The organism is Mesorhizobium sp. M0030 (assembly GCF_040323695.1).
Classification (GTDB): Bacteria; Pseudomonadota; Alphaproteobacteria; order Rhizobiales; family Rhizobiaceae; genus Mesorhizobium.
The window spans coordinates 188,923-200,678 of the sequence record NZ_JAMYVE010000006.1 but is presented as its reverse complement, the minus strand read 5'-3'; the positions used below and the strand labels follow the sequence as shown (position 1 = coordinate 200,678).

12 protein-coding genes are annotated in these 11,756 nt (G+C 63.3%); 7 read left to right on the top strand and 5 right to left on the bottom strand.

What is annotated here, in order from left to right; genetic code table 11:
• Positions 1 to 18 precede the first annotated feature (18 nt).
• Positions 19 to 1,083 (top strand): glycosyltransferase, encoded by a 1,065-nt coding sequence (locus NKJ80_RS15060; RefSeq protein WP_352497828.1) that lies wholly within the window; start codon positions 19 to 21, stop codon positions 1,081 to 1,083.
• 45 nt (positions 1,084 to 1,128) lie between these two features.
• On the opposite strand, the gene hmuQ is transcribed toward NKJ80_RS15060, so the two are convergent.
• The 4 genes from hmuQ to NKJ80_RS15040 form a co-directional block, all read right to left on the bottom strand.
• Positions 1,129 to 1,443 (bottom strand): heme-degrading protein HmuQ, encoded by a 315-nt coding sequence (gene hmuQ / locus NKJ80_RS15055; RefSeq protein WP_352497827.1) that lies wholly within the window; start codon positions 1,441 to 1,443, stop codon positions 1,129 to 1,131.
• Positions 1,444 to 1,493: 50 nt separating this feature from the next.
• Positions 1,494 to 2,453, bottom strand: a complete 960-nt coding sequence (locus NKJ80_RS15050) for an energy transducer TonB family protein (RefSeq protein ID WP_352497826.1) — start codon at positions 2,451 to 2,453, stop codon at positions 1,494 to 1,496.
• A gap of 127 nt (positions 2,454 to 2,580) precedes the next feature.
• A complete protein-coding gene (locus tag NKJ80_RS15045) occupies positions 2,581 to 3,015 on the bottom strand; it encodes a hypothetical protein (RefSeq protein ID WP_352497825.1) in 435 nt (144 codons plus the stop codon).
• Between the two features lie 5 nt (positions 3,016 to 3,020).
• Positions 3,021 to 5,150, bottom strand: coding sequence for a TonB-dependent hemoglobin/transferrin/lactoferrin family receptor (locus NKJ80_RS15040; protein ID WP_352497824.1), 2,130 nt, complete (start codon positions 5,148 to 5,150; stop codon positions 3,021 to 3,023).
• Positions 5,151 to 5,422: 272 nt separating this feature from the next.
• Here NKJ80_RS15040 and hemP point away from each other — a divergent pair, with 272 nt between their 5' ends.
• From hemP to NKJ80_RS15015, 5 genes are read left to right on the top strand one after another with little or no spacing between them, the layout of a single operon-like run.
• On the top strand, positions 5,423 to 5,629 hold the full coding sequence (hemP, locus tag NKJ80_RS15035) for a hemin uptake protein HemP (RefSeq protein WP_023673860.1): 207 nt from the start codon (positions 5,423 to 5,425) through the stop codon (positions 5,627 to 5,629).
• 36 nt (positions 5,630 to 5,665) lie between these two features.
• Positions 5,666 to 6,724 carry a hemin-degrading factor gene (locus tag NKJ80_RS15030; protein ID WP_352497823.1) on the top strand — a complete coding sequence of 353 codons (1,059 nt, stop codon included), beginning with the start codon at positions 5,666 to 5,668 and terminating at the stop codon, positions 6,722 to 6,724.
• A 10-nt stretch (positions 6,725 to 6,734) separates the two neighbouring features.
• Positions 6,735 to 7,616 (top strand): heme/hemin ABC transporter substrate-binding protein, encoded by an 882-nt coding sequence (locus tag NKJ80_RS15025; protein ID WP_352497822.1) that lies wholly within the window; start codon positions 6,735 to 6,737, stop codon positions 7,614 to 7,616.
• Positions 7,617 to 7,620: 4 nt separating this feature from the next.
• Entirely contained in the window at positions 7,621 to 8,715 is a 1,095-nt protein-coding gene (locus NKJ80_RS15020; RefSeq protein ID WP_352497821.1) for a FecCD family ABC transporter permease, read from the top strand.
• Positions 8,716 to 8,721: 6 nt separating this feature from the next.
• Complete coding sequence (locus NKJ80_RS15015; RefSeq protein WP_023725641.1) at positions 8,722 to 9,510, top strand: heme ABC transporter ATP-binding protein; 789 nt, start codon at positions 8,722 to 8,724, stop codon at positions 9,508 to 9,510.
• Positions 9,511 to 9,618: 108 nt separating this feature from the next.
• On the opposite strand, the gene rirA is transcribed toward NKJ80_RS15015, so the two are convergent.
• On the bottom strand, positions 9,619 to 10,080 hold the full coding sequence (rirA, locus tag NKJ80_RS15010; protein ID WP_023672640.1) for an iron-responsive transcriptional regulator RirA: 462 nt from the start codon (positions 10,078 to 10,080) through the stop codon (positions 9,619 to 9,621).
• A gap of 295 nt (positions 10,081 to 10,375) precedes the next feature.
• On the opposite strand from rirA, the gene NKJ80_RS15005 reads away from it, so the two are divergent.
• Entirely contained in the window at positions 10,376 to 11,671 is a 1,296-nt protein-coding gene (locus NKJ80_RS15005) for a DUF445 domain-containing protein (protein ID WP_352497820.1), read from the top strand.
• The last annotated feature ends 85 nt before the right edge of the window (positions 11,672 to 11,756 follow it).

Here is an 11,756-nt window from a genome sequence, read left to right as displayed (position 1 = left end):
AGCGGGGCAGCCGAACAGATGGAAGACACGTCCCGACCGTTTGAGCTGCCGCGCGTGGCGGTGGTCATCACCTGCTTCAATTATCGGCCGTACGTCGAACAGGCGATCCGCTCGGTGCTTGCGCAGACCTACCGGAATTGGGAATGCGTCATCGTCGACGATGCCTCGACGGACGGCTCGGCCGACCATGTCCGACAGCTTCTAAGGGATATAGACGACCCGCGCCTGCGCCTGTTGGCGCGCACGGAGAATGGCGGCCAGACCGCGGGATTCCGCGACGGCTTTGCCGCAACCGACGCGCCCTTCGTCGCGTTTCTCGACGCCGATGACGTGTGGCTGCCGGATTTTCTCCTCGCGCATCTGTCCGCCCACCTCAACACGACGCATTCGGCCGCTCTATCGAGTTCCGATGTGTTCCTTGTCGATGGCGGCGGCACCTTGCTGGGCGGCACCTTCCTTGCCTTGCGCAAACCGCGGTCCGGAGCGGATCGCAGTGGCGTCGCCATCGCGCCCGGTGGCCGGCTTGCCGGCATGGCGCCCGGGATCGCCTACGCATCGGAGCATCCGGTAACCTATTTCGCACCTGCGGTGACGGGCTGGCTGTGGTCGCAATGCTCGGCGATCATGTACCGGCGTGGCGCGCTGGAACCGGTATTGTCCTTCCCGTTCAAGGCCAAGGTCGGGACGGATTATCTGACGGCGACACTCGCGCACCAGGCCGGTGGCAGCCTCATCCTGTCAGAAGGTCTCGGCCTCTATCGCCTGCATGGCTCCAACCTGTCCACCGGAACTGCCTTTGCCGGCGGCAATGTGCGGCAAACGCCTGCATACAGGAGCTACAGGAGCGTGTTGGCGGCGGATGCCGCAGACTATTTGCTGGCGAATTCTGCCTGGCTCAGCGATCTCAACGGGCGCAATTTCATAGCTGCATTCCTGACGCAGCATGTGCGCCAGTTCCCGGAGCTGGCCGGTGATCCGCGGTTGGCGCGCTACCTGACACGCGGACAGCCCTGGCGGCGGCTGCGCCTGCACATTGCCCAGTGGCTTCGGCGACTGGGCGGCCGGAATTCAACCGGAACCTGACGGCATCTGCCCGTCGTCAGATCTCGTCGACGGGTGAAATCTCAATCAGGCGCCTTCGACGACCGAAAAGCCTTCGAACTGCGGGTGGCCGAGATAGTGCACCTTCGAGGTGCCAGCGTTGCGGTGGGCGGCGCGAAAATTCTCGGATTTGGTCCAGACGACGAAATCCTCATGGCTTGCCCACACCGTGTGCGAGGCAAACAGCGTATAACCCTCGGCCTCGTTGACCGGGCCGCGCAGCAAGTGGAATTCCCTGAAGCCTTTCATTTCCGAAAGGCTGGAATCGCGGTTCTTCCAGACATCCTCGAAGGCGGTCTCGGAGCCGTTCTGGACCTTGAAGCGGTTCATGGCGATGTACATTGGGCTTCCTCTTGAATTGATGGACGATTTGGCGAAGGTCTGCGAGCTGGTTAAAACGGACCGATCCGCGCCCTGAACACCCAACTTGATAATCCGGTCTCGGGTGGAATGGGCGGGAACGGGGCTTGCTGGCGCACCAGTTTCAAAGCGAATTGGTCTAGTTCGGCAGACCCTGAACTTTCGACAAGCTGCAAGTCGCTGACGCTGCCGTCAGCCATGACGACGAAATAGACCCTGGCATTGTTGCGAGCCTTGGCTTGAATTTCCTTCGAAACGCGCCGGTTAGCGCGGGCAAGCTTCTTTTGAATTTCACCGCCGTAACGAGATTCCATCGCATTGCCAGCCGCGTCCTGGTTTTTACCCTTGCTGGCAACCGCCGGTGCGTCGCGTTCTTCGCCATCTGCCGCACCGCGGGTATCTCCAGATCCGGCTGGAGGGGTCGGCCGCGGGCTCGGGACTGGTGGTTTGGCAGCAGGCAAATCAACGGCGGGCTCGTCGGCGGGCGGTGCCTCTGAACTTTGCGTTTGAACCCCTGGCGGAGTCGACGTCTCAGCGCTTGGGGCGACAGTTTGATCATTCGGGATGGCGGCCGTCAGTGTATCTGGCGCGGCGGTCGCCTGTTCGGCGGCTTCCGGCGCAGGCTTGGGCGCCGCCGGCTCCTTTACCGGTTGAGGCGCCTCGGTCGGCGGCACGGGTCGAACGGCCTCGGGCTTGGCCGGCTGCGGATCGGTTACCACGGTAACATCGACCGCGTCGGGAGCCTGGCTGTCCAAGGCGCTGCCGACCACCTCGGCGCCCGATTGGTAGGTGCCTTCGGATTGTATCGCGTTACTGGAATCGAATGTCCCTGCGGGTCCGATGAAGAACGCCGCTGCGGCAGCGGCATGGAGCAGGCAGGACGCGACGATCGCCACAGTCCATTTGCGGTCCGCGGCTGCCGGCTGTGCGAGCTCGTCCATCGTAATCGCCGGTTCGTTGCCGGCGTCGGGGAGGGGGGTGATGTCCTGCATGGTTCGCGGCGAGACCTGCCGCGAGCGGGGTGGGATTGTCAAATCAAGATCGGTTGCCGGCCATGACGGCGGAGCTGCGACGGGTCGTGTCGCATTGTCGTGCAGGAAGGCGGGATGCAGGCCCACCTCAGACGCCGAATGCGATACCGGTCTTGGTCTGCGTCTTCAGGCCGCGCATGCAGGCGCCCGGTTCGACGCCGGCGCATTCGGTGGCGCTGTTGATCAGCACGCGGCTGAGTTTGGTGCAGTCGGTGCCGGCGAGGTCGAAGCGGATCACCTTGGTCTTGCCGGCCGGCAGGTCCTTGAAGTCGAGCACGCTCAGGCGGTCGACCACGCCGGCCTCGTTGAACAGCGCGATTTCGAAAGCCGCCTTGGACAGATCGGCGCCGAGCGCATTGTTGACGACGAAGGTCAGCCGGCAACCCTTGTCCGAGGGCTGCGCGGCATTGAGCTCGAGGCTGAGTTGCGGAGCCGACGCGGACTGAGCCCACGCCGGCATCAAGCCAAGCGACATCGCCAGCGTCGAGGTCAGGAGGCGAAGCGATGCCGTCAAACTTGTCATGGGTGTCAGCCTCCAAAGCGCATGGTTGCGGCCAGCTTCAGCGTGATGCCGGGTTCATAGATGACGGCGGTGGTACCGCCGTTCAGCGGGTTGGTGTATTTGACGTCGAACAAATTGTCGGCGCGGAAGTCCACCTTCAGATTGTCGGTGGCCTGGTAACTGGCGAAGGCGTTGACCAGAGTATAATCCTTGGCCACGGGGTTGCCCTTCGGCTTGCCGTTGTACTGCACCTCGCCGCCGACGGTCAGCTTGTCCTGAAGGAAGCGGAAGCCGAGCTGCCCGGTGACCTGCGAGGACGGGATGGTGGCAAGGTCGGCGCGCTCACCTTCATCGGAGATGGTGTGGCCGTTGGTGATCGAGGCGGAGAGCCCGGCATAACCCCAGGCGGCATCGTAGACGCTTTCCAGTTCGAAGCCGTTTATCTTGGCCTGGGCGACGTTCTGGTACTGGAAGCAGATCGGAATGCCGGGGCCGAACGGGCAGCCGCTGGTCGGGTCGAATGCCGACAGTGTGACGCCTTCTATGTAGTCGTCGACATCGTTGTGGAAGTAGGCGGCCTTGAGCCGGAACGCGTCGCCGGCCTCGATAAGGTCGTTCAGCTTGTAGTTGACGCCGAACTCGGTGGTCTTGCCGGTTTCAGGCCGCAGGTTTGGGTTGGGCAGGAACGGGAAGGTGACGCCTGCCGGATGGTTGCCGCTGATCAGCGTTTCGGTCAGCGACGGCGAGCGGTAGCCTTCCGCGTAGGTGCCATAGAACTGCAGGCCCGCCAGGCTGGCGCTTTCGAAAGGCGTGACACCAACGGTGATGCGCGGCGACAGACGATCACCTGACGTTTCGTGGGTGCTGTCTTCGAGGCTGTAATTGTCGTAACGCAGCCCGGCAATGACCTCGAGCCAGTCCCAGGTGAGCTTGTCCTGGATGTAGGCGCCCGAAACACTACGCTTGCCCGATGGGGTGTAGAAGCTGTCGCCGCCGGCGGTGCCGCCGGTCTCGACATCGTCACCCACCCAGTCGCCGCCATAGGTCAATTCGTGCGCAACACCGGCTGTTTCGAAGCGCGACGTGTTCCAGATGTCGACGCCGGCCGTGCCAACGTCGAAGGTCGAGGTCGAACCGACGGGCAGCAGCACGGGAAGGCCGGTCGACGGATCGAAGCGGTTCTGCGGGACCAGCGTGGTGAGGTCGAGATTGGTCTTGTTGTAGGAGGCGTTGATGTGGAGATCGAGCCAGCTCCTGGCGTCGTCAGTGATGTTGTAGCGGGCGGTGAAGGTGTTCGACTTCAGGTCGACGTCGTTGGCCGGCACGCCGCCGCTGGTTTCCGTCCAGCCGTCGCTCGAGCCGACCCAGCCGAGCTTCAATTCGCTGTCTTCGCTGGGGCGGATTGTGGTCTTGAGCAGGCCGCTCAGCAGGTCGAAGCCGGTGCCGGCGACGGTGTCGCCGCTGCCATTCTTGTAGTCGCCGTAGTCGCGGTAGACGATGTTGCCCAGCACATCCAAATCGTCGTTGAATTTGTAGGCGCCGCTGGCACTGGCGGTCCAGCCCTTGCCGTTGCTTTCATAGCGCCCGGTGACGGAGCCGGCCCAGGTTTCGCCCGGTCTGAGGAAATCCACCGCATCCTTGGTGTCGAAGAAGACGACGCCGCCAATGGCGCCGGAGCCGTAGGTGTTGGCGGTCGGTCCGCGAATGACGTCAACGGATTTGATGAGCTCGGGATCGACATAGAAGGTCGACTGCGTGCCGTGGTCTGAGCGCTGGAAATTCTGCCTGGCACCGTCGATGATGACGGCGACGCGACCGAAATCCTGCAGGCCGCGGATGTTGATGCTGGAGCTGACGCGTCGCGCATCGGCCTGCACGGCGACACCAGGCACACCGAGCAGCATTTCGTTCGGCGTCGTCGCCATGCGGCGGTCGAGCTGTTCCTGGTCGACATGGCTGGCTGAGGCCAGCGATTCGATTGCCGTCTTGCCGGTGCGGCTGATGACGAGGATCTTGTCCAGCAGGGTCGCGCCGGCGGGCGCCGGCTTGGTGTCCTCGGTTTTCCTGGTCTGGTCGGCCTGGTCAGCGGCCGGCTGAGCGCTGGCCGGCGATGTCAGCAGCGCGATCGTCGCTGCCCCCGCAAGCAAGGCTGCCATTGCCTTTGCCATAGGCCGATGCACCGGATCGGCGTTCGCCAGACCCAGTCGTCCACAATTTCCCAAGCCCATGCCCAACTCCAAAATTCCAGGTTCGATGCTGGCTGGCTTGGTGCTCGCTGGCATTTTTCATTCTGTCCGGCGTCTTAAATGTTGACTCATTTGGTCCGGTATTGCACTGACTAATAAACATGATTATTCGAGTCAAGAAATGAATCGGCATTTTTGCAACGCCTAGCCAGTTGCCCGGCACAGGAAAGGGATCGAAAGAGATGAACACCCACAATCCCAACGACTTTCGTTACCGCGTCCGCCGTTCCGAGGAGACGCCGACCCGCTTCGACCGGGTGCCGCTGGCGGTGCGGACGCTGTCCTCCAACACGCTGTTCCAGGGCGAGCACGAGATCGGCATCGAGCACCATGGCGCGCTCTATCGGCTGAAGATCACCCGCCAGGGCAAGCTCATCCTCAACAAGTGACGAAACGACCAAACACGGCAGACAGGTAAGCAGGACATGGACCAGCGCGCAAAACCCGCCCCGCATGAAATCCGGCGGGCGCGGGCAGACAATCCGAAAGCGCGCGAGCGCGATCTTGCCGCCGAGCTCGGTATTTCCGAGGCCGAGCTGGTGGCCGCGCATTGCGGCGACGGCGTCGTGCGCGTCGAGCCCAGGGTCAACGATCTTCTGACCGGCCTCGACGCCGTCGGCGAAGTGATGGCGCTGACCCGCAACGAAAGCGCGGTGCACGAGAAGATCGGCGTCTACGACAAGGTTGTCACAGGCACGCACAACGCCATGGTGCTGGGCGAAAACATCGACCTGCGCATTTTTCCCAAAGTCTGGGCGCATGGCTTTGCCGTGGAAAAGCGCGACGGCGGCGACATCCGCCGCAGCCTGCAATTCTTCGACGCGGCCGGCGATGCGGTGCACAAGGTGCATCTGCGGCCGGCTTCCAATCTCTATGCCTACCAGAAGCTCGTGGCCGCACTCCAATCGCCGAACCAGGAGGCGACCGTGTCTATCGCAGGCCTGGCCGACGACGACGCGGAGACGTCGGGCATTGCCGCAGACATCGATGATCTGCGCGACCGCTGGAGCCGGCTGACCGACGTGCATCAGTTCTTTGGCATGTTGAAAACGCTGAAGCTCACCCGCCGCCAGGCCGTGCGCATGGTCGGCCAGGACTATGCCTGGCTGCTCGACAATGACGCCATCGGCGCCATGTTCCACCATGCCGCCGCCGACGGCATGCCGATCATGTGTTTTGTCGGAAACCGAGGCTGCATCCAGATCCATTCCGGTCCCGTCAAGTCGATCAGGCCGATGGGGCCGTGGATCAACGTGATGGACGAGACGTTCCACCTGCATCTGCGCACCGACCACATCCAGGAGGTGTGGGCGGTGCGCAAACCGACCAAGGACGGTCATGTCACCTCGCTCGAAGCCTATGGCGCCGACGGCAAGATGATCATCCAGTTCTTCGGCAAGCGCCATGAAGGCGAGGGCGAGCGCGACGACTGGCGGTTCCTTGCCGAGAACCTGCCGCGCATTCCAAGCCCGACCGCAGCCTGAGGAAACGACGATGATTTCACTGTTCAGGATGCTTGCCGCGGCCATGGGCCTGTCGCTGTTTATTGCCGCCCCAGTGCCGGCCAGCGAGAACGTGGCCGTGTTTGCCGACACGTCGCGGATCGTGGCGATCGGCGGTTCGATCACCGAGATCGTCTACGCGCTTGGCGAGGAAGGTCATCTCGTCGCCCGCGATTCGACCAGCCGCTACCCCGCCGCCGCGGTCGCGCTGCCCGACGTCGGCTATATGCGCCAGCTGTCGCCGGAAGGCGTGTTGTCGGTCAATCCTTCGGGCATTCTGGCGCTGCATGGCAGTGGGCCGAAGGAAGCGGTCGATGTGCTGAAAAAGTCGAGCGTTCCGTTCATCGACGTGCCCGAGCATTACAGCCATGACGGCATCCTGGAAAAGATCCGCATCGTCGGCAAGGCGCTCGGCGTCGACGCCAAGGCCGAGACGCTGGTGGCTGAGACCGATGCCAAGCTGAAGGCGGCCGAGAAGCAGACGGCGTCGATCAAGCAGCGCAAGCGCGTCCTGTTCGTGCTGTCGATCCAGGGCGGCAAGATCCTGGCCGCCGGCACCGACACCGCCGGCGACGGCATCATCAAGCTCGCCGGTGCGGTCAACGCCGTCGAAGGTTTTTCCGGCTACAAGCAGATGTCCGACGAGGCCATCGTAACCGCCAGGCCGGACGTGATCCTGGCGATGAAAAATGCCGGACCGCCGATTGCGGAGGCCGAGCTGTTCGCCATCCCGTCGATCACCTCGACGCCGGCGGGTGAAGGCCGCAAACTGATCCTGATGGATGGCAGCTATCTGCTCGGCTTCGGGCCGCGCACGGCCGATGCCATCCACGATCTGGCCGCCTCGCTCTATGGCAGCCAGGTCACGGACTGAGCCGATGGTGGATCAGTCGATCACCGGCGCGGCGGGCAAGGTGGCCGAGGGCGATCGTTCCGGGCGCGCTCGCCTGGTTATTGTGCTCCTGTGTGTGGCGCTTGCCCTTTCGATGTTCCTGTCGCTGAGGTCGGGCGCTTCCGATGCATCGGCCGTTGCTGTCATTCGTGACTGGCTGACCGGCACCATGCCGGACGACGCCGCGCTTGGTGCCCGCGACCGGCTGATCGTCTACGATATCCGCATGCCGCGCGTACTTCTCGGTGTGCTCATCGGGGCGGCACTGGCCGTATCGGGTGCGGTCATGCAAGGCCTGTTTCGCAACCCGCTCGCCGATCCCGGCCTGATCGGCGTTTCCGCCGGGTCGAGCCTCGGCGCGGTCGCCGTCATCGTGCTCGGCACGACGTGGCTGGCGCCGCTCACTCTGGCGCTCGGCGGGCTGGCCTTGCCGCTCGCCGCTTTCTGCGGCGGCCTTGCGGTCACGCTGGTGCTCTACCGCGTCGCCACGCGGCAGGGTCGCACATCGGTTGCCACCATGCTGCTTGCCGGCATTGCGCTCGCAGCCCTTGCCATGGCGCTGACCGGCATTCTCATCTTCATGGCCGACGACCGGCAGTTGCGCGACCTGACCTTCTGGCAGCTGGGCTCGCTTGGCGGCGCGACCTGGCCGAAGATCGCTTCCGTCGGGCCGATCATCGTGCTGGCGCTTGCGGCAATGCCGTTCCTGGCCAAAGGCCTCAACGCCCTGGCGCTCGGCGAGGCGACGGCCGGACATCTCGGCATCCCGGTACAGCGGCTGAAATACACCGCGATCGTCGGCGTCTCGGCAGCGGTCGGCGCCTCTGTCGCAGTCAGCGGAGGCATCGGTTTTGTCGGCATCGTCGTGCCGCATCTGCTGCGGCTGCTGATCGGTCCGGACAATCGCTATCTTTTGCTCGCATCGGCGCTGCTCGGCGCCTCGATGCTGCTTCTTGCCGACGCAGTTGCCCGCGTCATCGTGGCGCCGGCCGAATTGCCAATCGGCATCGTCACGGCGATCGCCGGCGCGCCGTTCTTCCTCTGGATCCTGCTGCGCAAGCGCGGCGTAATCGACTTGTGAGGCGGCATGATCGAAGCACGCGATGTCTCGGTGGCGATCGGCGGCAAGCGCATTGTTGCCAATGTCGATTTCGTCGCGCGGCCGGGCGAAATTGCGGCAATCGTCGGACCCAACGGCTCGGGCAAGACGACGTTTTTGAAGGCGTTGTCGGGCGATCTGGCGTTTGCGGGGACAGTGGCGGTCAACGGGCGCGACCTCTCCGCGATGAAGCCGGTGGAGGCCGCGACCGTGCGTGCCGTGCTGCCGCAGGCCGCGACGCTGTCCTTTCCCTTCACCGTGCACGAAGTGGTCAGGCTCGGCCTTATCGGCGGCCGTTCCGGCGTTCTGCCGGGCGAAGATGATCGTCTGCCCGAGCGGGCGCTGGTGCGGGTCGACCTCGACGGCTTTGCCGGCCGCTTCTATCAGGAGCTTTCGGGCGGCGAACAACAGCGTGTGCAACTGGCGCGCGTGCTGTGCCAGGTCTGGGCGCCGGTGCTCGACGGCAAGCCGCGCTATCTCTATCTCGACGAGCCGGTCTCCAGCCTCGATATCAAGCACCAGCTGATCATCATGAACATCGCCCGCGATTTCGCCCGGCGCGGCGGCGGTGTGATCGCCATCCTGCACGACCTCAATCTGACGGCCATGTATGCCGACCGGATTTTCGTGATGCATCGCGGCCGGCTCGCCGCCGACGGTTCACCGCAGGAGGTGCTGAGCGACGATCTGATCGAAAAGGTGTTCGATTGTCGGCTAAGGGTCGGTGTGTTGCCGGCGGCGAACATGCCGTTCGTCTTGCCGCAGTCAGCCGCCTAAAGCGCGTCGCGTTTGAACGGACTCAGGCGACGCGCTTTAGGTCTTTGTTTTTATGCATGTCGTTGTCTCAAAACCGGGGCCACTTTTGAGCGACATGCACTAGAAAACTCAGGCGGCCGGTGCTCGCTGGACCAGCATGTCGATGCCGAGCAAATGACGCACATTCGGGCGCGCCGCCACCATATCGGCGATAGTGTAGCGGGAGAGTACGGCAAAGAAGGCGTTGAGCGCCTCGCGCAGCGCCGAATTCAGCTGGCAGCTGTCGACCAGCGGGCATTCGGCGGCGTCGTTTTCGAAGCACTCGGCCATGGCGAAGCTCTCTTCGGTCACCCGTACGACGTCGAACAGGCTGATCTGCTCGGCGGGGCGGCCGATTCTCACGCCGCCATTCCTGCCGCGCACCGTCTCGACCAGGCCATGCTCGACCAGCGGCTGCAGGATCTTGAACAGGAAAAGCTCCGACACCGAATAGGCGGCCGCAATCTCGGGGATGCGGCTCAGGCGATCGTTGTTGGCGGCGCAATACATCAGGATGCGCATGGCGTAGTTGGTCTGGCGCGTCAGCCGCATTTCATTCCTCACCCGAGTCCTGGCGCGTTGGAACTGCACCAGATTTTAGATTGTGCTGGTGCGGCTTTCTCACCCGGAGTTTCGGATTCGCCCACACTGGCCTGATCGGAATATGGCCTATACCTTGGAACAATTCCAGACTGGGATTGCATGATAGATGAACATTCTTGTCAACTTTGCGTGCGAAACCGGCAATTCCCGGACGAAATCGGCCCATCCGATCATGCTACGGGCCCAAACACCCCCTAAATAGGCCATGCCAGATAGCCAAGAGATCGATGAGGAGCGGCGTATCATGTCCCAATCGGCTTCGTCCCTGGCGCCTGGCGGTTTTGATGCCGAGACGGGCGCCAAGCTTTTCGCGTTGCGGCGGACAAAGTTCCTCGCCACGGCTGCGCTGGTGCTTTGCGTCGTGGTTTTTGCCGTGGCCAAATCGTCCGAGGCCAAGTATCCGTGGCTGGGCTTCGTGGCGGCCTTCGCCGAGGCGGCCACCATCGGCGGCCTGGCCGACTGGTACGCGGTGGTGGCGCTGTTCAAGCGGCCGCTGGGCCTGCCGATCCCGCACACCGCCATCATCCCAGCGAACCAGAACCGCATCGCCGATAATCTGGGCCGCTTCATCGAGGTCAATTTTCTGGCGCCGGAGCCGGTGCGGGAAAAGCTGGCCGAGGTCGATTTTGCAGCACTCGTCGCCGACTGGCTGACTGACGCCGAACGCTCTGCCGGCCTGTCACGCTTCGTCGTACGGCTGGTCCCGCAGACGCTTGCGGCGATCGAGCAATCCGGCCTGCGCGGCTTCGTCACCAGCCGCATGCTGGAGCAGATCGACAAGGTGCCGCTGGCGCCGCTCGCGGCCGAATTGCTGTCGGCACTGACCGACGACCGCCGCCACCAGAAACTCTTCGACGAATTCACCAGGGTGATCGGCCGGTTCCTGAACGATGAAGAGGCGCTGGCGACCATGCGCGAGAAAATCCGCGAGGAATTGCCGTCGCTGTTCAACCTGTTCAGAGCCGACGCCTATCTGCTGAAGAAGATCGTCGCTTCCGCCGGTTCGCTGCTTGACGAGGTGCGGGCCGACCCCGACCATCCGATGCGCGCCGAATTCGACCGTTTCGCGCACAGCTTCATCGAGCGGCTCAGAACCTCGAAGCAATACGCCAAACGGGCCGAGAAGCTGAAGCGCGATTTCCTGGCGCGGCCGGAAGTGAAGTCGCTCGCCGGCGACATGTGGCAGAGCCTCAGCGTGTTCATCGAACAGGACGCCAAGGCGGAGAATTCGATTGTTCGCGCGCATCTCGCCAACATGTTCGTCGAGGTCGGCCGCCATCTCTCAGGCGATCCGCAGATCAGGGCCGACATGAACCAGGGCTTTGTCGTGGCGCTGTCGTCGTTCGTCGAGAGCCAGAAGAGCGGTGTGTCGACGTTCATCTCCGACCAGGTCAAGCGCTGGGACCTTGCCCAACTGACGAGGCTGATCGAGATGAACATCGGCAGGGACCTGCAATATATCCGCTTCAATGGCATGATTATCGGCGGATTGGCGGGTATCGTGCTCTACACGGCGGAGAGGCTGTTTCTCGCTGGCTGATGCTGCATTTGCCGCTGAATTGCTTGGGCGTCCGAATGGACACACGGCGCGCGAGTGCTATTGTCCAGAACAGGGTTCAGCATTT

Bases quoted from the DNA above. Each gene is read 5' to 3' on its own strand.
- hmuQ (WP_352497827.1), bottom strand. From the start codon at position 1,443: ATGTACATCGCCATGAACCGCTTCAAGGTCCAGAACGGCTCCGAGACC.
- NKJ80_RS15060 (WP_352497828.1), top strand. From the start codon at position 19: ATGGAAGACACGTCCCGACCGTTTGAGCTGCCGCGCGTGGCGGTGGTC.
- NKJ80_RS15020 (WP_352497821.1), top strand. From the start codon at position 7,621: ATGGTGGATCAGTCGATCACCGGCGCGGCGGGCAAGGTGGCCGAGGGC.
- NKJ80_RS15040 (WP_352497824.1), bottom strand. From the start codon at position 5,150: ATGGCAGCCTTGCTTGCGGGGGCAGCGACGATCGCGCTGCTGACATCG.
- NKJ80_RS15015 (WP_023725641.1), top strand. From the start codon at position 8,722: ATGATCGAAGCACGCGATGTCTCGGTGGCGATCGGCGGCAAGCGCATT.
- hemP (WP_023673860.1), top strand. From the start codon at position 5,423: ATGAACACCCACAATCCCAACGACTTTCGTTACCGCGTCCGCCGTTCC.
- NKJ80_RS15030 (WP_352497823.1), top strand. From the start codon at position 5,666: ATGGACCAGCGCGCAAAACCCGCCCCGCATGAAATCCGGCGGGCGCGG.
- NKJ80_RS15045 (WP_352497825.1), bottom strand. From the start codon at position 3,015: ATGACAAGTTTGACGGCATCGCTTCGCCTCCTGACCTCGACGCTGGCG.
- NKJ80_RS15050 (WP_352497826.1), bottom strand. From the start codon at position 2,453: ATGCAGGACATCACCCCCCTCCCCGACGCCGGCAACGAACCGGCGATT.
- rirA (WP_023672640.1), bottom strand. From the start codon at position 10,080: ATGCGGCTGACGCGCCAGACCAACTACGCCATGCGCATCCTGATGTAT.
- NKJ80_RS15005 (WP_352497820.1), top strand. From the start codon at position 10,376: ATGTCCCAATCGGCTTCGTCCCTGGCGCCTGGCGGTTTTGATGCCGAG.
- NKJ80_RS15025 (WP_352497822.1), top strand. From the start codon at position 6,735: ATGATTTCACTGTTCAGGATGCTTGCCGCGGCCATGGGCCTGTCGCTG.